Origin of the sequence: Roseovarius sp. MMSF_3298 (assembly GCF_030733705.1) — a bacterium.
GTDB classification, from domain to species: domain Bacteria; phylum Pseudomonadota; class Alphaproteobacteria; order Rhodobacterales; family Rhodobacteraceae; genus Roseovarius; species Roseovarius confluentis.
Map to the genome: position 1 here is coordinate 16,453 of NZ_JASHIN010000002.1, position 20,309 is coordinate 36,761.

A 20,309-nucleotide genomic window follows, 5' to 3' on the forward strand; every position below is an offset into this window, starting at 1 on the left:
TGGCAAAGGAGATGACATGGACGGCCTGAACGATGCGCCCGCCGTGGGTGGGACTGATGGAAATTGCGCGGTGGAAGACACCCTGCGCCAGCGCGCCAACCGGCGTCAGGCGCGCTACGGCATGTTGTTCGATTGTTTTCGCCACGTCATCACCGACAGCAGTGTGCTCTATCTCGGTGCCGGCGACGGCAAGTGGTGCGCCGACCTCGCGCAGGCCGGCGCGTTGCAGGTTGTCGGGGTCGAGGCGCAGGCGGATCTTGTCGCCCGGTTCGAGGATTTGCCCGCGATCGGTGCCCGCGAACGGGTCGAGATGCGCCATGCCGACCCGCTCGACTTTCTGCAACACGCGGCTGACAGGGCCAAGCGGTTCGAACTGGTGGTCCTGATGGACGTGCTGCGCGATGTCAGCGACCTGCACGGTGTGTTCGCGGATGTCGCCATGCTGCGGCCCCGGATGGTGCTGGGCGACGGTGTCGTGGCGGGCTCACATGACCCGGTCCTGCGGCTGGAGCCGCGGCGCGCCACTGGCGGGCCGTCCCGTCCGCCGCACATGATCCCCAGCCGCGGCGCGATCACCCAGGCCGCCGAGGCGGCAGGCTACGAGGTGGACTGGTCCGACTGGACGCAGCTGCCGCCTGGCTTGCGCGACGGTCTGTCGGATTACTACCGCACCGGGCCGATCGGACGCGCGAGCTTTACGCTGATCGCCAGGGACAGCTGAGCGTGCGGCGAAAGCCTGGCACCAGGGTGGCGCAGGTGCCGCCCGGTCAGCGACTTGGCAAAAGGGCGAGGCAAAGGCGCCCTCGGGGCCAAACCCGTCGAAATCGAGTTGCCCTGCGGCAAGGCTACGCGGACGCAGCACAGAGGGTTGGAAAGCCTGCGGCCTGGTCGACATCACGCGATGTACAGACCCGGGCACCGGCACATTGGGGCCGGGCTCAGCCGTCCTGCAGGTTGGTTTCCAGCCAATGTTCCAGCCAGTGAATGTTGTAGTCGCCCGAGTGGATGTCGGGCTCCTGCAGCAGAGCGTGAAACAGAGGTACGGTGGTGTCGACGCCGTCCACGATCAACTCGCCCAATGCGCGGTTCAACCGCGCCAGCGCCGTGGCACGGTCCTGCGCGTGGACGATCAGCTTGCCGATCAGGGAATCGTAATAGGGCGGGATCTTGTAACCGTCATAAAGCGCCGAATCCATCCGCACGCCCAGGCCGCCCGGCGCGTGAAACTGCGTGATCTTGCCCGGCCGGGGCGAGAAGGTCGGCAGTTTCTCGGCGTTGATACGCACCTCGATGGCATGGCCGTTGATCTTCAGATCCTCTTGGGTGAAGGACATCGGCAGCCCTTCGGCCACGCGGATCTGTTCCTGCACCAGGTCGACGCCGAAGATCGCCTCGGTTACCGGGTGTTCGACCTGAAGCCGGGTGTTCATCTCGATGAAATAGAACTCGCCCTTCTCGTACAGGAACTCGATCGTGCCCGCGCCGGCATAGTCGATTTTGGCCACCGCATCGGCACAAATCTTGCCGATCCGGGCGCGCTCTTCCTCGGTGATGCAGGGGCCGGGCGCCTCCTCGAACACCTTCTGGTGCCGCCGTTGCAGCGAACAGTCGCGCTCGCCCAGGTGGACCGCGCCACCTTTGCCATCGCCGAAGACCTGGATCTCGATATGGCGCGGCGTGGTCAGGTATTTCTCGATATAGACCTCGTCATTGCCAAAGGCCGCCTTGGCCTCGGACCGCGCGGTCATGAAGGCGTTTTCCATGTCGGCGGCGGTCTGCGCCACCTTCATGCCGCGCCCGCCGCCGCCCGCGGTGGCCTTGACGATCACCGGATAGCCCATCTCGTCACCAAGCGCCTTGGACGCGGCGAGATCGGCCACCCCGCCCTCAGACCCCGGCACGCAGGGCACGCCCAACGCCTTCATGGTGTCCTTGGCGGTGATCTTGTCGCCCATCACCCGGATATGCTCGGCGGTGGGGCCGATGAAGGTCAGGTCGTGGTCCTCGACGATCTGCACGAAATTGGCGTTCTCGCTGAGAAAACCATAGCCGGGGTGAATGGCCTGCGCCCCCGTCACCTCGCAGGCGGCGATGATCGACGGGATCGACAGATAGCTCTCGGACCCGGGCGGCGGCCCGATGCAGACGGATTCGTCGGCCATGCGCACATGCATCGCGTCGGCATCGGCGGTGGAATGCACCGCCACGGTGCGGATGCCCATCTCGCGGGCCGCGCGGATCACCCTCAGGGCAATCTCGCCCCGGTTGGCCACAAGGATTTTGTCGAACATCGCGCTGCCCTTATTCGATGATCATCAGCGGCGCGCCGTATTCCACCGCGGCGCCGTCCTCCACCAGGATGCGCTTCACGGTTCCGGCACGGGGGGCGGGGATGTGGTTCATGGTCTTCATCGCCTCGACGATCAGCAGCGTGTCACCCTCCGCCACCTGCTGGCCGGTCGCCACGAAGGCGGGCGCGCCGGGTTCGGCCTGCATGTAGATCGTCCCGACCATGGGCGAGGTGACCGCGCCGGGATGGCTGGCCGGATCTTCGTTCGCGGGGGCGGCAGGCTCGGATCCTGAGGCGGCCGGTGCCGCGGCGGGCGCGTGCGGCGCAGAGGGTGCCGCCGGGGCGGGGGCCGACATCTGCTGCACGACCTTCTGCTTGCGGCTGACCCGGACATTCAGCGTGTCGTCGTCGCCGTACTCGCGCTTGACCTCCAACTCGGTCAGGTCATTCGCGTTCAGCACTTCGGCAAGCGCCTTGATAAACGCCACATCCGCGTCGTGGTTCGTCTTGGAAGTCTTGTCCGGCATCCCGTATCCTCGAAGCTAGGGTCGCGGCCCACTGTCCCGTCCGGCCGCGCCTGTCTTGTTTTGCGCGCTTATAGGCCAGGATGGGCCTACTTGAAAGCGCCTATTTGCAAGGAAATCTGAGGCATTCGGCGCAGGATTGCGAGCGGAAAATCAAACGCGTCCCAAGCGGGTGGCTTTTTGCCTTCGAAAGTCCCCGCTGACGCGCGGTGACAGAGTTTGCGATTGAACTGGCCCGCGGTCGGGGAAACACTGGCCGCAACCCCTAGGCCGCGAGGATGCGCATGAACATCGTCCATTGGCTCCAGCGTCAGGCACAGGCAGGCGGGACCAAGCCGGCGCTGTTTCACGGCACGCGAAGCATCGCCGACTACGCCGGGTTTCACGCCCGCGCCGCCGCCTTCGCCGGCGGTCTCGTCGCGCGCGGCACCGGCCCCGGCGACCGCGTGGCGCTCTTCATGGCGAACCACCCCGATTATCTCGTGGCGCTTTTCGGCATCTGGATCGCCGGGGCCGTGGCCGTGCCGGTCAACGCCCGGCTGCACGGACAGGAAGTAACTTGGATCCTCGACAATGCCGAGGCGTCGCTCTGCATCGCAACCGGGGCGCAGGTCGAGGCGCTGGCGGCGACCGCCTGTCCGGTCGCCTCCCCGGACGAGGTCGCGGGCGATCCGCTGCCCCTCGTGCCACGCGCGCCGTCGGACCTGGCCTGGCTCTTCTACACCTCCGGCACCACGGGGTGGCCCAAGGGTGTGCAGATCACCCACCGGATGCTTCAGACGATGAGCCTTGCCTACCTCGCCTCGGTCGACGCGGTCAGTTCCGAAGACGCCACGCTTTACGCCGCACCGATGAGCCATGGCGCCGGGCTCTACAGCCTCGTGCATGTGCTGATGGGCGCCCGCCATGTGATGCCCGAAAGCGGCGGCGTCGACCCGCGTGAAATCCTCGACCTTGCGTCGCATTACGAACGGATGCACATGTTCGCCGCGCCCACGATGGTGCGCCGGCTGACCGATTACGCAAAAGCCGAAGGTCGCGACGGGACCGGCCTGCGCAGTGTCGTCTACGGCGGCGGGCCGATGTACGTCTCCGATATCGAGGCGGCGCTGGATGTGTTCGGCCCGGTTTTCATCCAGATCTACGGGCAGGGCGAGGCGCCGATGGCGATCACGTCGCTGAGCCGCGAGGACGTCTCGGCCCGGCGCGCCCTCGCCACTGTCGGCCGCGCCCAGGCCGGGATCGAACTGCGCGTGGGCGACGCCGCGGGGCAAGCCCTTCAGCCTGGCGAGGTCGGCGAGATCATGGTGCGCGGCGACCTCGTGATGCCCGGCTACTGGCGCAACGAGACCGCCACAGCCGAGACCATCCGCGATGGCTGGCTCCTGACGGGCGACATGGGCTGCCTCGACGCGGCGGGCTATCTCACGTTGCAGGATCGCTCCAAGGACGTGATCATCAGCGGCGGGCAGAACGTCTATCCCCGCGAAGTCGAGGAGGCGTTGCTGACCCACGCTTCGGTTTCCGAGGTGGCCGTGGTGGGTCGTCAAAGCGCCGAATGGGGCGAGGAGGTGGTGGCCTTTGTGGTCCCGACGGACGGCACACTGGACGAGCCCGCGCTCGACGCCCATTGTCTGGACCGGATTGCCCGGTTCAAACGCCCCAAGGCCTATGTCGCTGTCGATGAGTTGCCCAAGAACAACTACGGCAAGGTGGTCAAGACCGCGCTGCGAGAGCGTCTGGCGCAGAGTTGATGGCGCGGGCGGAAATTTGCAAATTTCCGCAGCATTTTCTTGCAAGAAAATGGACCAGGATTTGCGTAAATCCTGATCCGGAAAATACGTATTTTCCGGCCCGATTTCTGCGCAGAAATTGGTGGCTCAGCCGTCGTCCTTGTCCGCGGACAGTATCCGGTCCGCCTTCTTGCGCACCAGCACCGTCCGCAAGTCGTGCATCGCCAGCAGCAGGGCGTCGGTCACGTCCTCCAGTTGGTCGTCCGTGGCCCGCGACTGTGCCCAGTGGGTCGTCAGGTTCAGGTAATCCACCGCACGGTGAATATCGTCGATGTCCCGCTTGGCGAGCAGCTCGGTGCGCTCGTCCATCCACTGCTTGATGACCCGCGCGTCCTCGTCGCTGAGCTCCCTGTCACCATGGGGTTTGACCTGGCCGTTCTTGATGTTGATGACCGCGATCTGGTCCATCTCGATCCGCCGCTGGCGGTTCTCGGTGTCCACGCGAAACACGAAGGCCCCGTTCTCACGGACGCGGAAATAATAGTCTGGCAACTCGCCGCTCAAGCGGGTCTCCCATGCGTCTCGCGATGGTTTCGGTTAATCGCCTGACGCATTACGACAATTTCCCGCAAAAGTCCGCAATCCGGGCGCACGCCTCCTTCAGCGCGTCATCGGATGTGGCATAGCTGACACGGAAATAGGGCGACAGGCCGAACGCCGCGCCATGCACCACGGCGACGCCCGTCTCCTCCAGCAGCGCGGTCACGAAAGCCTCGTCACTGTCGATCAGCGCACCATTCGCGCTGGTCTTGCCGATCAGGCCTTGAATGGACGGGTAAACATAAAATGCCCCCTCCGGCCGCGGGCAGGTGAGGCCCGCAATGCCATTCAGCGCGTCGACCACCAGGTCGCGGCGGCGGACGAACATCTCGTTATGCGGTGCCAGGAAATCCTGCGTGCCGTTCAACGCCTCGACCGCGGCCCACTGGCTGATCGAGCAGGGGTTCGAGGTCGATTGCGACTGGATCTTGCGCATCCCGCCGATCAGCACCTCGGGCCCCGCGGCATATCCGATCCGCCAGCCGGTCATCGCATAGGCCTTGGAAACCCCGTTGCAGGTCAGCGTGCGCTCGTAAAGGCCCGGTTCGACCTGCGCAGGCGTGCAGAAGCGGAAATCGCCGTAGGCCAGATGCTCGTACATGTCATCCGTCATCACCCACACATGGGGATGCCGCATCAGAACGTCCGTTAGCGCCTTCAGGTCGTCCCACGAATACCCCGCGCCGGTCGGATTCGACGGCGAGTTGAAGATGAACCAGCGGGTCTTCGGCGTGATCGCCGCCTCCAGCGCCTCGGGTGTCAGCTTGAACCCGGTCTCGATCCCCGCCTCGACGATCACAGGCGTGCCGCCGGCCAGTGTCACCATGTCCGGATAGCTGACCCAGAAGGGCGCCGGGATCACCACCTCGTCGCCGGGGTTCAGCGTCGCCATCAGCGCGTTATACAGGATCTGCTTTCCACCCGAGGCGATGCTGACCTGAGAGCGCGTGTATTCCAGCCCGTTGTCCCGCTTGAACTTGGCGCACACCGCGTCTTTCAACTCGGGAATGCCATCGGGCGCGGTATAGCGCGTCTTGCCGTCCTCGATGGCCCGAATACCCGCCGCGCGGATGTTTTCCGGCGTGTCGAAATCGGGCTCGCCCGCGCTCAGGCCGATCACGTCTTCGCCCGCGGCCTTCATTTCCAGCGCCTTGGCGGAAATTGCCATGGTCGGAGAAGGTTTCACGCGGGAAAGTGTCGCTGATAGCGGAGACATGTCGCACCTCTGGTGGTTTTTCGGCTGTGGTCTTCGTAGGTCATGGCTCGTATGCTAGGCAAGATGCTTTCGATGAGCCAAACCCCGGAAAGGAAGACCATGACCGCCGAGACGCAAAACGACTGGTTCGATCCCGATGCCACCACGTTCGGTGACCGGCTTGCGGGGGCACGCGAGGCGGCGGGCATGACGCAAAAGGAAATGGCGCAGCGGCTGGGCGTCAAGCTCAAGACCCTCCAGGGCTGGGAAGACGACGTGACCGAGCCGCGGGCGAACAAGCTTTCCACCGTGTCGGGCCTGCTGAACGTAAGCCTGCGCTGGCTGCTGATGGCCGAAGGCGACGGCCCCGAGGCCCCCGCCGACGCCGAGGACAACGCCGACGTGACCGCCATGATGACCGAGATCCGCGCCCTGCGTACGCAGATCGTCGGCAGCGCCGAACGCCTTGGCAGGCTGGAAAAGACCCTGCGCAAGGTGCTGCAGGACCGGGCCTGATCCGCGCCTTGACCGAATCTGCGGAAACACGGCTCAAGCGGCTGCGCATGCGGTCGATGCGGCGCGGCATCAAGGAGATGGACATCCTTCTGATGCGCTTCTCCGAGGCGCGTCTGGCCGCCCTGACGCCCGCCGAACTGGACCTCTACGAGGCGCTGCTGGAGGAAAACGACCAGGACCTTTACCAGTGGGTCACGGGCCAGACCGATCCGCCCGAACACCTGGCCCCGCTGATCGGGCAGGTCCGCGCCGTCTCCGCCGGCTGACGCAAGCCGCGAAATGCTTCGCATTTTACACTGTATTTGCGGCATTTAACCGATTATTCGGCTTTCTTTGTCACATCAGTCTCCGAGCAGTATCGCATGGAGACGAGGATGAGTTTTCAACAACAGGTGCCGGCCGCGGTGCGGTCGGACGGATTCATGACAGGGTATCTCGATGCGCTGTCTTTGGTGGAGCGGCTGCACCGGCTGCTTCTGGATGTCATCAAGGACGAGTTCGAGCGGATCGGCGTGTTGGAGATCAACGCGGTTCAGGCGCTTCTGCTCTTTAACGTCGGCGACAACGAGGTGACGGCGGGCGAGCTCAAGACCCGCGGTTATTACCAGGGCAGCAATGTCAGCTACAATCTCAAGAAACTGGTCGAGATGGGCTATATGCACCACCAGCGGTGCGAGATCGACCGCCGCTCGGTGCGCGTCCGGCTGACGCAAAAGGGCCGGGGCATCCGGGACGTGGTCGCCGGCCTCTTCGAGCGTCACGCAGAAGGGCTGCAATCGCGCGGTGTCATCACCCTTGACGGCGTCGACCAGATCACCGGCGCTCTGCGCCGGGTCGAACGCTATTGGACCGACCAGATCCGCTATATCTATTGAGGCAGGCGCAGGCCCGCGGGCTGTGACGGCACGAGCCGGGACAGGTTCGGCAGTTGCAGCTCGCGGATCAGCTTGCGGCGCATGGCGGCGGCGAAATCGGCATGATCCTCCGCCACCTCGGCAAAGGCGCCGGGACCGTGCAGGATGAAGGCGCGGTAATAGCCTTCCAGCGATTTGACGTTATGCAGGTTCTTCGACGTGTTCGAGCGTGATTGCGGCCCGATGACCAAACCGTTGACCGTGATATCGCCAAGGTCGGTGTCGTTCAGGTCGCGAGGATGCAGCCCTATATTGGAGGGCCCGTCGCCCGAGATATCCAGCGTCCGGCGCAGGCAGGCGGCCTGACGGTTCAGGGACGCCACGCCGAAAAGGATCGCCGCGCTGATCGCTGTCGTGGGATCGTCGCCATTGGCCTTGCGCGTCGCCCGCAGACGGGAAGCGGCCTCGGCCAGACGCGCCGCGCTGTCGATCTCGGTCCAGTCCAGCAGCACGCGCTGGTCCTGCACCCCGCTCCATTCATAGATCATCAGGCGCACCGGCGCCTCGGGGACGGCCAGGAATGCCGCCTGCACGTCCGGCGCCAGCAGCGCTGCGGCCAGCCCGTCGGTCTGCAGCCGGTATTCACCCGCATCGACCGATCCCGACACGTCCATCCCCAGCGCCAGTGCCTGCCGGCAGTCGGCCTGGCCCAGCCCCGGCCACAGCGCGGCACAGGCCAGCACCAGCGCCCGCAACCTCATCCGTGCGGTCCGGGCCGCGTCACGCTGCCCAGGATGATGTCGTTGATTTCACGATAAAGTTTGCGGGTCATCGCCTCGGTGAACTCGTCGAACCCGTTGGCCACGACCAAGAACGCCCCCGGCCCGTGCAACACCTCGGCCCCGTACCATGTCAGCACGCTGGGGTCCTCGCCCAGCACCACCAGCCCGTTCACCGTGACATCCTGCATCGGGAAATGCCGGTAGGCCTCGCGCGGGCCATAGCGATAGTTGTTCACCCCGTCGCCCGACACGTCGATCACCCGCCGCTCGCAAGCCGGCGCCTGCTGCAGCAATTGCGCGCCATACCCCAGCGCCGGCCCCATCGAGGTGGGAAACTCGTCATGGCTGCGGCGCATCTTCAGCAAGGTCTCGACCGCCGCGTCGATCGCGGCGGGGCTGTCCAGCACCGACCAGTCCAGTTGCAGCTTGTGCTGGTAAAACCCCGACCACTCGTAGACCGCCAGCGCCACGTGCCCCGGCGCGCCGCGCAGGATCGCGTGCCGCACTTCCTCGGCATCCAATGCGGCGGCCAGCCCAACACGTTGCAGGTCGTACTCGGCGGCATCCACCGACGAGGACACGTCCACCGCCAGCACCAGCGCCAGCCGGCAGCCCTCGGCCCCGGCCCTGAGCGGCATCAGCGCCATGAGCGCAAGGGCCAGGGCGCGCCACGCGCTCACTGCGTCAACGCCCGCAGACTGTCCCGCGCCGCGTCGTCCAGCGCGTCGGCCAGGGCAGGGGCGGTGGCCAGCACCGCCGCCGCGATCAGCGGAAGACGGTGCAGATCCATCACCAGTGTCCGGTACTTTCCATGCTGACCCACGGCTCGGCGGGCTCCAGCGCGTCACCCTCCTGCAGCAGCTCGACCGAGATGTTGTCGGGGCTGCGCACGAAGGCCATGCGCCCGTCGCGCGGCGGGCGGTTGATGGTCACGCCGTTGTCTTGCAGATGCTTGCACATGTCGTAGATGTTATCGACGCGATAGGCCAGGTGCCCGAAATGCCGGCTGTCATCCGGCAGATCGTCATCGCCGTCCCAATTGTACGTCAGTTCGATCGGACAGTCCTCCTGTCCCGGCGGTGCCATGAAGATCAACGAAAAGCGGCCCTGTTCGCTGTCCATCCGCCGGGTCTCCTTCAGGCCAAGAAGTTCGTAGAAGGCCATGGATTTCTCCAGGTCCTTCACCCGGACCATCGTGTGCAGGTATTTCAGCGCCATAAGCGTGCGGCTCCTTTGATTTGGATTTTCCCACCACAGTTAGCCGAAAGCGCCGCGCTGTCCAGAGCGGGGCAGGACCCTCAGAATTCCGAGCGGATGCCGAAACTGACCGAGGTCTCGTCCACGTCGAACCGGCTGATGTTCGACTCCGTCGCCTCGGTATTCAACGACACCGTGGGTATAAAATCCATGCAGCTCGCCGAAACCGAAAAATCAGGGGTGTTGCTTTGCAACCGCCACCCGATCTGGAGGATTGTTTGCGCCGTCTCACAAGATATAGTGGGGTGCGACTCGCATTAGTTGTCCGCGCCCTGCAAATGCCCAAAGGCGGAAAGACCCGATGAAGCAATACCACGACGCATTGGCCCATGTGATGGCGCATGGCGTGCCCTCGACCGACCGCACCGGCACCGGCACGATCTCGGCCTTCGGTCTGCAATCGCGCTATGCCATGGCCGACGGCTTTCCGCTGGTGACCACCAAGAAATTGCACCTGCGCTCGATCATCCACGAACTGCTGTGGTTCCTCTCGGGCGAGACCAACATCGCCTATCTCAAGGAAAACGGCGTTTCCATCTGGGATGAATGGGCGGACGCGGACGGCGACCTGGGCCCCGTCTACGGACACCAGTGGCGCCACTGGCCCGGCCCGGTGGGCGAGATCGACCAGATCGAAACCCTGATGGAGATGATCCGCGAAACCCCCGACAGCCGCCGCCTGATCGTTTCGGCCTGGAATCCGGGCGATGTGCCCGACATGGCGCTGCCGCCCTGTCACACGCTCTGGCAGGTGCGCATCGCGGGGGGCAAGCTGCACCTGCAACTCTACCAGCGCTCGGCCGACATGTTCCTGGGCGTGCCGTTCAACATTGCCTCTTACGCGCTGCTGCTGCACATGCTGGCCCATGTCACGGGCTACGAGCCCGGCGATTTCGTGCACAGCTTCGGCGACGCGCATATCTATTCCAACCATGTAGACCAGGTGAAACTGCAACTCTCCCGCACGCCCAAGCCTTTGCCGACGCTGCGGATCACCCGTGACGTCAAATCGATCTTCGATTTCCGTTTCGAGGATTTCGAGATCACCGGCTACGATCCCGACCCGCATATTTCCGCGCCGGTGGCGGTCTGATGATCTCGCTTGTGGTGGCGACCGACCGCAACCGCGCCATCGGGCGGCAGGGGGGTATTCCGTGGCACATCCCCGCCGACCTCAAGTTCTTCTCGCGCGAGACCTCCGGCACCGCCTGCATCATGGGTCGCCGCACGTGGGAAAGCCTGCCCGAACGCTTCCGCCCCCTGCCGAACCGCCTGAACCTGGTCGTGTCCTCGGGCATGCCCGACGGCGCCGAGCACGTCCACCGCTCCATCGACAGCGCGATCGCCGCCGCGCACGCCGCCGGCTACGCCCATATCTGCGGCATCGGTGGGGCGGGGATCTACGAGAGCCTCTTGCCCCGCGCCGACCGTCTGGTGATCACCGAGGTCGATCTGGCCGTCGAGGACGCCGACACGTGGTTCCCGGAGTATGACCCGGCGGAGTGGGAGGAAACCGTGCGGTTCGTGCTTCAGGAAGAGGGGCCGCGGTGTGAGGTGGTGGAGCTTTTGCGCAAACGCTGACCACGCGTCCCGCCCGGCTCTGCCGGGCCGCGCCCGACCTCCCCCCGGAGGGCGCGATGGTGAGGTCCTTCGCCCTATGACCGGCGTGCGGTCTTGTTCGCGGCACATTGACCACCCCGGCCAAAACGCCCTCCAGGTCGGGCGCGTCCCGCCACAGCCTTTGTCCAGGCATCCGCACCAATCGCTTTAACATTAGAAATTGACAGACCCCGGCCATCGCGTACCATATCTGGTATCCGTGGGACGGGCCGAAAAAAATTTATAACGAACGAGGACCTTATGCGCATTCTCAAACCCATTTTGGTCGCCCTGGCCGCGACCGTCACCGCCGGGCCGGCGCTCGCCGATGGCAAGCTTTATCCTTATCATTCCAAGGAAAACTATTGTCCCGGCGGCCTGCAACCGGTGTCGCTTGGCGGCATGATCTCCTGCGGCACCCCGAACCAATCGCAAAGCTATCGTCAGGTCATGCAGCACCCGGTGCCGAAGAAAAAGCACTATGTCCACAAGGTGCGCCGCTCCTACAACTGTCCCGAAGGGCAGAAGGGCTGTTTCTGAGCCGCAACCGACGGATCTGAGATTTTGGGAAAAGGGCGTACGCCGCGTGCGCCCTTTTTTCGTGCCTTATCAACGCCCCGAAATCCACAGCGTATATCCTGCGTATATACGGGGGCTATACGTGCTGTCGCAAATCTGTTACATCCCAGGTGCAGTCAACGACAGGAGCAGCCCCATGTTCAGGCATATCACCGGCCTTGCGCTGATCGCCCTCGGCGCCACGCCCGCGGCGGCGACCAGCCCGATCGCGGACATTCTCTGCGAACCCAGCCACACCCTGACGCAAAAGCTGTCGCGCCAGTTCGGCGTGACGCGCTTTGCCCGTGGCACGCAAGGGCCCGATCAACTGATGGAGGTCTGGACGGATGAGAGCGGCGGCTGGACGCTCGTGGTGGCCTATGCCACCGGCACGTCCTGCATTGTCGCGATGGGGGAAAACTGGGATAAAGTTCAGGCCGAGAACCCGGCCTGAAAAAGTGCTGCGTCGCCAGGGCCTGCGGCGGGATCAGACCGCTTTGAGGTTGACCGCCATGGGACGACCGTCGCGGCCGTCCTGAAGCTCGTATTCGACCTTCTGATCGTCGGCCAGGCCGGTCATGCCGGATTGTTCCACCTGGCTGATATGCACGAAGACGTCATTGCCGCCTTCTTGAGGGGCGATGAAGCCATAGCCCTTTGTCGTATTGAACCATTTCACGGTGCCGGTCGGCATTCCGCTTCTCCTTCTTGCCGTTGTCTTTCCCGGCTAAGCCGGGCTGTGCCGCCAAGGGGCTGCGTTCCCGCATGTCGGCCCAAAGGCCGCGGGACGCAGAACCAAGACCACGTACAAGAAGATTGGGCGCATCACGTAAAAAGCAAGTGAAACACGCCGCATGGATGCTTAGGTGGGGGGAACTGATGAAAACGTGAGCGGAGCGAAAATGATCCTTTACGGGCTGAAAAACTGCGATACTTGCCGCAAGGCGCTGAAATCCTTGCCGAATGCCGAGTTGCGCGATGTCCGCGCCGATGGCGTGCCCGCCGATGTCCTCGCCCGGGCGCATGGACAATTCGGCGCAGCCCTGCTGAACACCCGCTCCACCACCTGGCGTGGCCTCGGCGAGGCCGAGCGCGCAGGCGATCCGCTGGACCTGCTCGCCGCGTATCCCACGCTGATGAAACGCCCGCTGATCGACGACGGCGGTACACTCTACCTCGGCTGGGGCAAGGACGTGCAGGCCGCGCTGGCCTGACAGGCAAAGGAGACAGACCCATGCGCAACGCGGCACTTGTCTTGGGGATCATCGGCGGCTGCCTCGCCCTGATCGTGGGCTTCTTCAGCTTCGGCTATACTGAATTCATCCGCGAATACGGCGAGGTCGAGGGGCTGGCTTCCGCGCTCGACCGCGAGGGGCTGGTGCGCACCGCTAGTTTCGTCTCGCCGCTCCTGGCCATTGCCGGGGCGGCCATGGCCAAGGCGCGGGCGCTCTGGGGCGGTATCCTGATGCTGATCTCGGCGGGGCTGATGACCTACACGTTCGGCATCGGCCCCTTCACGCTTTTCCCGATCGGCTTCGTCGGGCTGGCCGGTCTGCTGGCCATCGCCGCCGGCAAACCGGACGAGCCCAAGGCGCATTTCTGAAACGCCCGCTTGTGGACGACACCGCCCCGGGTCAAGCCCGGGGCGGGTGACCCCAACCGATACCGTCAGGCAAGGTCCGGCGGCGTCGCGTCCTTGGCCAGCGATGCCGTGACCTCCTCCAGGCTCTGCACGCTGGTCTGCTTTTCGCCCAGCCGCCGCACCGACACGGTCTTTTCCTCGACCTCGCGCATCCCCACTGCCAGGATCACCGGCACCTTGCCCACCGAATGCTCGCGGACCTTGTAGTTGATCTTCTCGTTGCGCAGATCCGCCTCGGCGCGCACGCCCGCGGCCTTCAACTGTTCGACAACGTCCAGCACGTACTCGTTCGCCTCGGACACGATCGAGGCCACGACCACCTGCCTAGGGGCCAGCCAGAAAGGCAGCTTGCCTTCCCAGTTCTCGATCAGGATGCCGACGAACCGCTCGAACGACCCAAGGCAGGCGCGGTGCAGCATGAAGGGCCGGTGCTTTTCGCCATCCGCGCCGATATACGTCGCCTCCAGCCGCTCCGGCAGGTTGGGGTCCACCTGGAACGTGCCGCATTGCCAGACCCGGCCGATCGCGTCGGTCAGGTAGAAATCCAGCTTCGGGCCATAAAACGCGCCATCGCCCGGCTCCAGCGTATAGTCACGCCCCACCGCCTTGATCGCGTTCTCCAGCGCGCCCTCTACGTAGTCCCAGGACTCGTCGCTGCCCACGCGCTTTTCGGGGCGCGTGGCGAACTTGATCTCGAATTCCGGAAAGCCCAGCTCGCGGTAGACATCCGCCAGAAAGTCGATGAACCGTGCGCATTCCTCCTGGATCTGCTCCTCGGTGCAGAAGATATGCGCGTCGTCCTGGGTGAACCCGCGCACCCGCATGATCCCGTGCAGCGCGCCCGACGGCTCGAACCGGGCACAGGACCCGAACTCGGCCAGCCGCAAGGGCAGGTCGCGATAGGATTTGAGGCCCTGGTTGAAAACCTGCACGTGGCAGGGGCAGTTCATCGGCTTCAGCGCGTTGATCCGCGTCTGGTCCTTGTTCTTGACGCTCGCGTCGTCATCCTCGCCGTCGCGGGACTCGTCCACCTCCACGATGAACATGTGGTGCTGGTACTTGTCCCAGTGCCCGGATTTTTCCCAAAGCTTGCGGTCCACGACCTGCGGCGTGTTGATCTCGCGGTATCCGCCCGCGCGCTGTTTGCGGCGCATGTAATCCTGAAGCTGGGTATAGATCGTCCAGCCGTTCGGGTGCCAAAAGACCTGTCCGGGGGCCTCTTCCTGCATGTGAAACAGGCTCATCTCGCGGCCCAGCTTGCGGTGGTCGCGCTTCTCGGCCTCTTCCAGGAAATTCAGGTATGCCTTCAGCTTTTCCTTGCCGGTAAAGGCCACGCCGTAAATCCGCTGCAGCATCGGGCGGCTGCTGTCACCGCGCCAATACGCACCTGCGATGGACATCAGCTTGAACGCATCCGCCGGCACCTGTCCGGTGTGCTGCAAATGCGGACCCCGGCACAGGTCCTGCCAGTCGCCATGCCAATACATCCGCAAGGGCTCGTCACCCGGAATGGCGTCGATCAGCTCAACCTTGTAGTGCTCGCCATTGTCCTTGTAGTGCTGCACCGCGCGGTCCCGCTCCCACACCTCGGTGCGCACGGGGTCGCGCAGGTTGATGATCTCGCGCATCTTCTTCTCGATCGCGCCCAGATCCTCGGGAGTGAACGGCTCTGCGCGGTCGAAATCGTAATACCAGCCATTCTCGATCACCGGGCCGATGGTGACCTTGGTCTCGGGCCAGATCTCCTGCACCGCGCGGGCCATGATATGTGCGAGGTCGTGGCGCACCAGCTCGTTGGCGGCCTCTTCGTCTTTCATCGTGTTGATGGCGATCTGCGCGTCGCTCTCGATGGGCCAGGCCAGATCCCAGTGCTTGCCGTCCACATGGGCCGAAATGGCCTTCTTGGCCAGCGAGGTCGAGATATCGGCGGCCACTTCGGCGGGGGTGATCCCGGCGTCGTATTGCCGCGCATTGCCATCGGGAAGGGTAAGGGAGATCTGAGCCATGTCTGGCCTCCTCGTCAGTTTGGCGCCCACGGAACGCCCGGTTGCGGGTTATGGTCTTGGCCCGGGTTTTGGCGCGGGCCAGGGGCCAAGTCAAGCACGCCCTGCCCAAAGAGTGCTTTCGGGGTAAGGGCTTGGCCTCCTTTGAGTGGATTCGGTGTGCAAATGCATGCGAATCCGGCATGCCGCGTCGCAGCAGGGCGTTTTGCAAGATATTGAAAAGACGAATGAAAATATACTTTACGACGTGGCGCGAACTCCTATATAACCAATACGAAACGTGCATTTCGTTTTACTTATCGCATGCCGCGACAACGTTAAGGAGCAGATGAACATGGCCCGCTACAACGATAAATTCGAACTCTCCGTCGAAGACATGGAGCTGATCGAAAGCGCCCTGCACAGCTCGAAGGTCAACCAGCCCGAGCCGGTGACCCGCCGCATCCACGACCTGCTGGGACGGCTGCACAACCAGAAAATCTTTTACCGTCCCAAGTCCGCGCCCTATGTCGGAGGCTAACCAGCCTCAACGACAAGGTGCGCAGTGCAAGGCACATTCGAACGACTGACAGGACAGGAAAGTGACAAGGCCGAGGCCCGCAACGGGCTTCGGCATATCTTTTCTCTAAGCCTCACGAAAATCGCCGATGGCCTCATAGACCCCAAGCTGGTGCTCAGCTGGCTTCTGGGCGTGCTTGGCGCACCCGGCAGCCTCGTGGCGCTTCTGGTGCCGCTGCGCGAGGCCGGGGCGCTGCTGCCGCAGGTGCTGTTGGCGCCGTGGCTGGAACAGCGCAAGCAACGCCGCTGGATGTGGGTCGCGGGCAGCGCGGGGCAGGGGGCCATGGCCGCCGGCATCGCCGCCTCGGCCATTTTCCTGCAAGGCTGGGCGGCGGGCCTCGCCATCTGCGTGCTCTTGGCCACGCTGGCGCTCTTCCGCGCGGCCTGCTCGGTCTCCTACAAGGACATCCTCGGCAAGACCGTCGGCCAGACCAAGCGCGGCGCGGTCACCGGCATGGCAGGCTCGGCCGCGTCCATCGCGGTGCTGGTTTTTGCCGGGCTGATGCTCTCGGGGCTCATCCAGACCAAGACCGCCGTGATCGCCGCCATCGCCTTGGCTTCGTGCCTCTGGATTGCCGCCGCACTCATCTTCTCGACCCTCGATGAGGACGACAGCACCCCGCAAAACGACACCGGCTTGCACCGCTTTCGCGACGTGATCCGCGAAGATGCCAACCTGCGCCGCTTCATCCTCGTGCGCGGCCTGCTGACGGCCACCGCTCTCGCACCGCCGTTCCTCGCGGTTATGACCACGCAAGGCGACGACAACAACCTGCGCACGCTGGGGGCGCTGCTGGTGGCGTCCTCGGCCGCCGGCTTCGTCAGTTCCTACGCCTGGGGCTGGCTCGCCGACCGCTCCAGCCGCTTGATGCTGCTGGTGGCGGGGCTTCTGGGTGCGCTGGCCATGGCGGCGGGCGTCGCCGTCAACCTTGCCGGATGGGCCCAGACCACCGCAATAATACCCGGCGTTCTCTTCGTGCTGATGGTGGCCTATCACGGCGTGCGGCAGGCACGCTCGACCTATCTTGTCGACATCTCGCCCGAGGATCGCCGCACCGTGAATTCCGCCGTCGCCAACCTTGCCATCGGGATCATCCTGCTGCTGGCGGGCGCCTTTGGTGGCGCGCTCAGCTGGGTCGGTCCGAACGCCGCCCTGATCGGGTTTGCGGCCATGTCGGCCCTAGGCGGGCTGGCCGCGCTCGGCCTTCGCGATGTCAAATAACGGCATACATCTGCATACAATTGTATCGCGCCGTATTCTCCTGTATGCGAATGTTCACTGTAACATATTGTGACAAAAAGAGAATTCTCATTCTTCCATGACATGCTAGCTTCATTCACAGGCCTGATGGGCCACAGCGCGGAAGAAAACGAACGGTAACGAATATGACACGTCACGACACCAGCTCCGACAGCACCGGCGACTCCGGTGATGCGGATGATCCCGACCAAGCGGCGGGAACCACCTATCTCGGCTTCCCGGCCAGCGCCGTCGCCGACAAACCGGGGCGCGAACGGGAATACACGCTCGACCGGATCGAGCGCACCATCGGCTCCATTCTCTGACACGGCCCAAGCGGCTTGAAACGCCGCGCGTAGGGTGACAGGTTCCCGTCAAACCTCGAAGGGGAACACCGATGTCAGAGACAGAGACGCTTACCTCGCCCCAAGGGCGACGTCTGGCCTATCACAAGACCGACGGCGACGGGCCGGGCGTGGTCTTTCTCGGCGGCTTCAAGTCGGACATGGAAGGCACCAAGGCCATCCATCTGGAAGACTGGGCCAAGCGCACGGGCCGCGCCTTTCTGCGGTTCGACTATTCCGGACATGGACAAAGCAGCGAAGCCTTCACCGACGGCTGCATCGGTGACTGGGCCGCCGACGCGCAGGCCGTGATCGAAGAGCTGACCGACGGTCCGCAGATCCTCGTCGGCTCCTCCATGGGCGGCTGGATTGCCCTGCTCATGGCCCGCGCGATCCCCGACCGCGTCGCCGGCATGGTCACCGTCGCCGCCGCGCCGGATTTCACCGAGGACAGCATGTGGGCCGGTTTCACCGAGGCACAGCGGGCCGAGTTGAAGGCCAAGGGCCGCCTTGCCCTGCCCAGCGACTATGACGAGCCCTACATCATCACCCACCGGCTGATAGAGGACGGGCGCGACAACCTTGTCCTGCGCGCGGACCTCAAGCTGCCTTTCCCGGTGCGGTTCCTGCAAGGCACCGCAGATGCGGATGTGGACATGTCTGTGGCCCTGCGCCTGCTGGACCACGCCAAGGGCAAGGACATGCGCCTCACGCTCGTCGACGGGGCCGATCACCGCTTTTCCGACCCCGATTGCCTCGCGCTCATCACACGCTCCATCGAGGACGTGCTGGAGCGTCTTGGGTGAAATGGCTTACGCGGGTTCTGGGCCTGCTGGCGCTGATGATCGCTGCGCTCTGGCTCTTCTTCCCGCGCGAACCCGTGACGCTCAGCGCCGATTTCGACCCGCGCAGGTTCGGCGAAGGCATCGGCGTCTATCTTGAAAGCACCGAAAGCGGTGTCCCCAACCTGCGTCCCGCCGCCACCAAGCGCATCGTCTGGGCCGGGGATGCCGAGACGCGCACGGACCTCTCCATCGTCTACCTGCACGGTTTTTCCGCCAGCGCCGAGGAAATCCGCCCGGTCCCCGACCGCGTGGCCACAACTTTGAATGCCAACCTTGTCTTCACCCGCTTCACCGGCCACGGCCGCGATGGCGCTGCCATGACCGAGGCCAGCATGGCCGACTGGATGGCCGACGCCGCCGAGGCGCTGGCGCTGGGCCGCGCCACCGGCGACCGCGTGGTCGTGATCGCCACCTCCACCGGCGCCACCTTCGCGGCCCTTGCCGCGCTCGACCCCGACATGCGCAAAGACGTTGCGGGCATGGTCTTCGTCGCTACCAATTTCGGCATAAACAACCCAATGGCGCCGCTGCTGACATGGCCCGCCGCGCGGTACTGGGCGCCACTGCTTGCGGGGCAGGAGCGCAGCTTCGAGCCGCAGAACGCCAAACAGGCCGCCCACTGGACCACGCGCTATCCTTCCGTGGCCGCCTTGCCCGTGGCGGCCGCCGTGCAGGCCGCTGCACGTGCCGATTACAGCCAAACGACCATCCCCGCGCTGTTCTACTATGACGCCGATGACCAGGTCGTCGACGCCACGGCCACCGACGCCGTGCGCACAGATTGGGGTGGCCCCGTCTCGCTGGCGCGCCCGCCGAAAGGGCCGGGGATGGACCCGCTGGCCCACGTCATCGCCGGCGACATCCTTTCGCCCGCAGGCACCGAGCCCGCCGTCACGGCCATTCTCGATTGGATCGGCGGATTGCCGTAAAGTGCGCAACTTTTCTTGGTTTTCTGCAAAGCCTGTGGCAGAATCACCTTCATAAAACAGCGCAGAGCGCGCGGGCAGGTTAAGGAACAAAGCAATGAAAGACCCCTTGGTGTTTCTGCCGGGCATGATGTGTGACGCACGCCTGTTCGGCCCCCAGATCGCGGCGCTCAGCCCCGACTTGCCCGTGACCGTCGCGCCCATTTCCCACGGCGACCGGATCGAGGAAATCGCCTCGGGCCTGCTCGATCACCTGCCGCGTCGCTTTGCGCTGGCGGGGCTGTCCATGGGCGGCATCGTCGCGCTGGAGATCGTGCGCCGTGCGCCCGACCGGGTGACGCGCCTTTGCCTGATGGACACGAACTCGCTGGCCGAAACGCCCCAATCGGCGGCCAATTACGAGCCCATCGTGACCAAGCTGCGCGCGGGGTTCATCGATCAGGCCGTCTCGACGCTGCTGCGTCCAGACCACCTGGCTCCCAATGCCGACCGCACCTCGATTATGCACATGGTCACCAAGATGGCCGAGAACCTCGGGGCCGATGCGATCACCCGGCAGGTCCGGGCCCTGCAACGCCGCCGCGACTATCAGGCGACCTTGCGCAAGATCAGCGTGCCGACGCTGGTGATGTGCGGCGTGCACGACACGCTGACGCCGGTGAAGCGGCACGAATTCATGGCCGGCCTCATTCCCTATGCCGAATTGGCGTTGGTGCAGGAGGCCGGACACCTGCCGACACTGGAAACGCCCGAGGCGGTGACGGCCGCGCTGCGCGTGTGGCTGAAACAGCCGCTGGTTCTGCAAAAGCGGGTCGAGGCGGGGTAGGGCGGGTCAACTCGGCA

26 protein-coding genes are annotated in these 20,309 nt (G+C 64.6%); 17 read left to right on the top strand and 9 right to left on the bottom strand.

All coding sequences use genetic code 11. The features are described from left to right. The first annotated feature begins 16 nt into the window (after positions 1-16). Entirely contained in the window at positions 17-721 is a 705-nt protein-coding gene (locus RBB18_RS02070; RefSeq protein WP_306112320.1) for a bifunctional 2-polyprenyl-6-hydroxyphenol methylase/3-demethylubiquinol 3-O-methyltransferase UbiG, read from the top strand. A 217-nt stretch (positions 722-938) separates the two neighbouring features. Here RBB18_RS02070 and accC read toward each other — a convergent pair whose 3' ends face one another. Continuing rightward, positions 939-2,291, bottom strand: coding sequence for an acetyl-CoA carboxylase biotin carboxylase subunit (gene accC, locus RBB18_RS02075; protein WP_306112321.1), 1,353 nt, complete (start codon positions 2,289-2,291; stop codon positions 939-941). A gap of 10 nt (positions 2,292-2,301) precedes the next feature. Next, positions 2,302-2,817: an acetyl-CoA carboxylase biotin carboxyl carrier protein gene (gene accB, locus RBB18_RS02080; RefSeq protein ID WP_274592146.1), complete on the bottom strand. Its 516-nt coding sequence runs from the start codon at positions 2,815-2,817 to the stop codon at positions 2,302-2,304. 281 nt (positions 2,818-3,098) lie between these two features. On the opposite strand from accB, the gene RBB18_RS02085 reads away from it, so the two are divergent. Beyond that, positions 3,099-4,568, top strand: a complete 1,470-nt coding sequence (locus RBB18_RS02085) for a class I adenylate-forming enzyme family protein (RefSeq protein WP_306112322.1) — start codon at positions 3,099-3,101, stop codon at positions 4,566-4,568. 126 nt (positions 4,569-4,694) lie between these two features. On the opposite strand, the gene RBB18_RS02090 is transcribed toward RBB18_RS02085, so the two are convergent. Together RBB18_RS02090 and RBB18_RS02095 are read right to left on the bottom strand one after the other, a co-directional pair. Then, positions 4,695-5,111 carry a hypothetical protein gene (locus RBB18_RS02090; protein WP_306112323.1) on the bottom strand — a complete coding sequence of 139 codons (417 nt, stop codon included), beginning with the start codon at positions 5,109-5,111 and terminating at the stop codon, positions 4,695-4,697. Positions 5,112-5,160: 49 nt separating this feature from the next. Next, positions 5,161-6,363 (bottom strand): pyridoxal phosphate-dependent aminotransferase, encoded by a 1,203-nt coding sequence (locus tag RBB18_RS02095; RefSeq protein WP_306112324.1) that lies wholly within the window; start codon positions 6,361-6,363, stop codon positions 5,161-5,163. A gap of 72 nt (positions 6,364-6,435) precedes the next feature. Between RBB18_RS02095 and RBB18_RS02100 the strand changes: the two genes are divergently transcribed. The 3 genes from RBB18_RS02100 to RBB18_RS02110 all read left to right on the top strand — a co-directional run bounded on the left by RBB18_RS02100 (position 6,436) and on the right by RBB18_RS02110 (position 7,733). Then, positions 6,436-6,858 (top strand): helix-turn-helix transcriptional regulator, encoded by a 423-nt coding sequence (locus RBB18_RS02100; protein ID WP_306112325.1) that lies wholly within the window; start codon positions 6,436-6,438, stop codon positions 6,856-6,858. Between the two features lie 8 nt (positions 6,859-6,866). Continuing rightward, positions 6,867-7,124, top strand: coding sequence for a succinate dehydrogenase assembly factor 2 (locus RBB18_RS02105; protein WP_274592142.1), 258 nt, complete (start codon positions 6,867-6,869; stop codon positions 7,122-7,124). 108 nt (positions 7,125-7,232) lie between these two features. After that, positions 7,233-7,733, top strand: a complete 501-nt coding sequence (locus tag RBB18_RS02110) for a MarR family winged helix-turn-helix transcriptional regulator (RefSeq protein WP_103761649.1) — start codon at positions 7,233-7,235, stop codon at positions 7,731-7,733. Here RBB18_RS02110 and RBB18_RS02115 read toward each other — a convergent pair. The 3 genes from RBB18_RS02115 to RBB18_RS02125 form a co-directional block, all read right to left on the bottom strand. Continuing rightward, complete coding sequence (locus tag RBB18_RS02115) at positions 7,727-8,473, bottom strand: DUF1194 domain-containing protein (RefSeq protein WP_306112326.1); 747 nt, start codon at positions 8,471-8,473, stop codon at positions 7,727-7,729. The genes RBB18_RS02110 and RBB18_RS02115 overlap by 7 nt on opposite strands. Then, the gene (locus tag RBB18_RS02120; protein WP_371931574.1) at positions 8,470-9,174 is read right to left on the bottom strand and encodes a DUF1194 domain-containing protein; all 705 of its coding nucleotides are present in this window, start codon (positions 9,172-9,174) and stop codon (positions 8,470-8,472) included. The genes RBB18_RS02115 and RBB18_RS02120 overlap by 4 nt, the downstream gene beginning before the upstream one ends. Before the next feature lie 109 nt (positions 9,175-9,283). Continuing rightward, complete coding sequence (locus tag RBB18_RS02125) at positions 9,284-9,712, bottom strand: VOC family protein (RefSeq protein ID WP_306112327.1); 429 nt, start codon at positions 9,710-9,712, stop codon at positions 9,284-9,286. A 340-nt stretch (positions 9,713-10,052) separates the two neighbouring features. On the opposite strand from RBB18_RS02125, the gene RBB18_RS02130 reads away from it, so the two are divergent. From RBB18_RS02130 to RBB18_RS02145, 4 genes are all read left to right on the top strand, one after another. Continuing rightward, positions 10,053-10,844, top strand: coding sequence for a thymidylate synthase (locus RBB18_RS02130; protein WP_103761646.1), 792 nt, complete (start codon positions 10,053-10,055; stop codon positions 10,842-10,844). Next, entirely contained in the window at positions 10,844-11,332 is a 489-nt protein-coding gene (locus tag RBB18_RS02135; protein WP_103761645.1) for a dihydrofolate reductase, read from the top strand. The genes RBB18_RS02130 and RBB18_RS02135 overlap by 1 nt, the downstream gene beginning before the upstream one ends. A 279-nt stretch (positions 11,333-11,611) precedes the next feature. After that, complete coding sequence (locus RBB18_RS02140) at positions 11,612-11,890, top strand: hypothetical protein (RefSeq protein WP_211286106.1); 279 nt, start codon at positions 11,612-11,614, stop codon at positions 11,888-11,890. 175 nt (positions 11,891-12,065) lie between these two features. After that, on the top strand, positions 12,066-12,362 hold the full coding sequence (locus RBB18_RS02145) for a hypothetical protein (protein WP_306112328.1): 297 nt from the start codon (positions 12,066-12,068) through the stop codon (positions 12,360-12,362). Positions 12,363-12,395: 33 nt separating this feature from the next. On the opposite strand, the gene RBB18_RS02150 is transcribed toward RBB18_RS02145, so the two are convergent. Continuing rightward, positions 12,396-12,602 (bottom strand): cold-shock protein, encoded by a 207-nt coding sequence (locus RBB18_RS02150; protein ID WP_103761643.1) that lies wholly within the window; start codon positions 12,600-12,602, stop codon positions 12,396-12,398. A gap of 208 nt (positions 12,603-12,810) precedes the next feature. On the opposite strand from RBB18_RS02150, the gene RBB18_RS02155 reads away from it, so the two are divergent. Together RBB18_RS02155 and RBB18_RS02160 are read left to right on the top strand one after the other, a co-directional pair. Beyond that, on the top strand, positions 12,811-13,122 hold the full coding sequence (locus RBB18_RS02155; protein ID WP_306112336.1) for an arsenate reductase family protein: 312 nt from the start codon (positions 12,811-12,813) through the stop codon (positions 13,120-13,122). A 20-nt stretch (positions 13,123-13,142) separates the two neighbouring features. After that, positions 13,143-13,511 (top strand): hypothetical protein, encoded by a 369-nt coding sequence (locus RBB18_RS02160; RefSeq protein ID WP_152474383.1) that lies wholly within the window; start codon positions 13,143-13,145, stop codon positions 13,509-13,511. Between the two features lie 65 nt (positions 13,512-13,576). On the opposite strand, the gene thrS is transcribed toward RBB18_RS02160, so the two are convergent. Then, the gene (gene thrS / locus RBB18_RS02165; protein WP_306112329.1) at positions 13,577-15,556 is read right to left on the bottom strand and encodes a threonine--tRNA ligase; all 1,980 of its coding nucleotides are present in this window, start codon (positions 15,554-15,556) and stop codon (positions 13,577-13,579) included. Between the two features lie 331 nt (positions 15,557-15,887). Here thrS and RBB18_RS02170 point away from each other — a divergent pair, with 331 nt between their 5' ends. From RBB18_RS02170 to RBB18_RS02195, 6 genes are all read left to right on the top strand, one after another. Beyond that, positions 15,888-16,073 carry a hypothetical protein gene (locus RBB18_RS02170; RefSeq protein WP_103761897.1) on the top strand — a complete coding sequence of 62 codons (186 nt, stop codon included), beginning with the start codon at positions 15,888-15,890 and terminating at the stop codon, positions 16,071-16,073. A gap of 24 nt (positions 16,074-16,097) precedes the next feature. Next, complete coding sequence (locus RBB18_RS02175) at positions 16,098-17,333, top strand: MFS transporter (RefSeq protein ID WP_306112330.1); 1,236 nt, start codon at positions 16,098-16,100, stop codon at positions 17,331-17,333. Positions 17,334-17,497: 164 nt separating this feature from the next. Then, a complete protein-coding gene (locus RBB18_RS02180; protein WP_103761638.1) occupies positions 17,498-17,677 on the top strand; it encodes a hypothetical protein in 180 nt (59 codons plus the stop codon). Positions 17,678-17,748: 71 nt separating this feature from the next. Beyond that, positions 17,749-18,501, top strand: coding sequence for an alpha/beta fold hydrolase (locus RBB18_RS02185; protein ID WP_103761637.1), 753 nt, complete (start codon positions 17,749-17,751; stop codon positions 18,499-18,501). Beyond that, on the top strand, positions 18,498-19,469 hold the full coding sequence (locus RBB18_RS02190) for a carboxylesterase (RefSeq protein WP_306112331.1): 972 nt from the start codon (positions 18,498-18,500) through the stop codon (positions 19,467-19,469). The genes RBB18_RS02185 and RBB18_RS02190 overlap by 4 nt, the downstream gene beginning before the upstream one ends. A gap of 94 nt (positions 19,470-19,563) precedes the next feature. Then, positions 19,564-20,292 (top strand): alpha/beta fold hydrolase, encoded by a 729-nt coding sequence (locus tag RBB18_RS02195; RefSeq protein WP_103761636.1) that lies wholly within the window; start codon positions 19,564-19,566, stop codon positions 20,290-20,292. The last annotated feature ends 17 nt before the right edge of the window (positions 20,293-20,309 follow it).

Excerpts from the sequence above, each read along its gene's own strand:
- RBB18_RS02070 (WP_306112320.1), top strand. The coding sequence starts at position 17 with ATGGACGGCCTGAACGATGCGCCCGCCGTGGGTGGGACTGATGGAAAT.
- accC (WP_306112321.1), bottom strand. The coding sequence starts at position 2,291 with ATGTTCGACAAAATCCTTGTGGCCAACCGGGGCGAGATTGCCCTGAGG.
- accB (WP_274592146.1), bottom strand. The coding sequence starts at position 2,817 with ATGCCGGACAAGACTTCCAAGACGAACCACGACGCGGATGTGGCGTTT.
- RBB18_RS02085 (WP_306112322.1), top strand. The coding sequence starts at position 3,099 with ATGAACATCGTCCATTGGCTCCAGCGTCAGGCACAGGCAGGCGGGACC.
- RBB18_RS02095 (WP_306112324.1), bottom strand. The coding sequence starts at position 6,363 with ATGTCTCCGCTATCAGCGACACTTTCCCGCGTGAAACCTTCTCCGACC.
- RBB18_RS02100 (WP_306112325.1), top strand. The coding sequence starts at position 6,436 with ATGAGCCAAACCCCGGAAAGGAAGACCATGACCGCCGAGACGCAAAAC.
- RBB18_RS02110 (WP_103761649.1), top strand. The coding sequence starts at position 7,233 with ATGAGTTTTCAACAACAGGTGCCGGCCGCGGTGCGGTCGGACGGATTC.
- RBB18_RS02115 (WP_306112326.1), bottom strand. The coding sequence starts at position 8,473 with ATGAGGTTGCGGGCGCTGGTGCTGGCCTGTGCCGCGCTGTGGCCGGGG.
- RBB18_RS02125 (WP_306112327.1), bottom strand. The coding sequence starts at position 9,712 with ATGGCGCTGAAATACCTGCACACGATGGTCCGGGTGAAGGACCTGGAG.
- RBB18_RS02130 (WP_103761646.1), top strand. The coding sequence starts at position 10,053 with ATGAAGCAATACCACGACGCATTGGCCCATGTGATGGCGCATGGCGTG.
- RBB18_RS02135 (WP_103761645.1), top strand. The coding sequence starts at position 10,844 with ATGATCTCGCTTGTGGTGGCGACCGACCGCAACCGCGCCATCGGGCGG.
- RBB18_RS02140 (WP_211286106.1), top strand. The coding sequence starts at position 11,612 with ATGCGCATTCTCAAACCCATTTTGGTCGCCCTGGCCGCGACCGTCACC.
- RBB18_RS02145 (WP_306112328.1), top strand. The coding sequence starts at position 12,066 with ATGTTCAGGCATATCACCGGCCTTGCGCTGATCGCCCTCGGCGCCACG.
- RBB18_RS02150 (WP_103761643.1), bottom strand. The coding sequence starts at position 12,602 with ATGCCGACCGGCACCGTGAAATGGTTCAATACGACAAAGGGCTATGGC.
- RBB18_RS02155 (WP_306112336.1), top strand. The coding sequence starts at position 12,811 with ATGATCCTTTACGGGCTGAAAAACTGCGATACTTGCCGCAAGGCGCTG.
- RBB18_RS02160 (WP_152474383.1), top strand. The coding sequence starts at position 13,143 with ATGCGCAACGCGGCACTTGTCTTGGGGATCATCGGCGGCTGCCTCGCC.
- thrS (WP_306112329.1), bottom strand. The coding sequence starts at position 15,556 with ATGGCTCAGATCTCCCTTACCCTTCCCGATGGCAATGCGCGGCAATAC.
- RBB18_RS02170 (WP_103761897.1), top strand. The coding sequence starts at position 15,888 with ATGGCCCGCTACAACGATAAATTCGAACTCTCCGTCGAAGACATGGAG.
- RBB18_RS02180 (WP_103761638.1), top strand. The coding sequence starts at position 17,498 with ATGACACGTCACGACACCAGCTCCGACAGCACCGGCGACTCCGGTGAT.
- RBB18_RS02185 (WP_103761637.1), top strand. The coding sequence starts at position 17,749 with ATGTCAGAGACAGAGACGCTTACCTCGCCCCAAGGGCGACGTCTGGCC.
- RBB18_RS02195 (WP_103761636.1), top strand. The coding sequence starts at position 19,564 with ATGAAAGACCCCTTGGTGTTTCTGCCGGGCATGATGTGTGACGCACGC.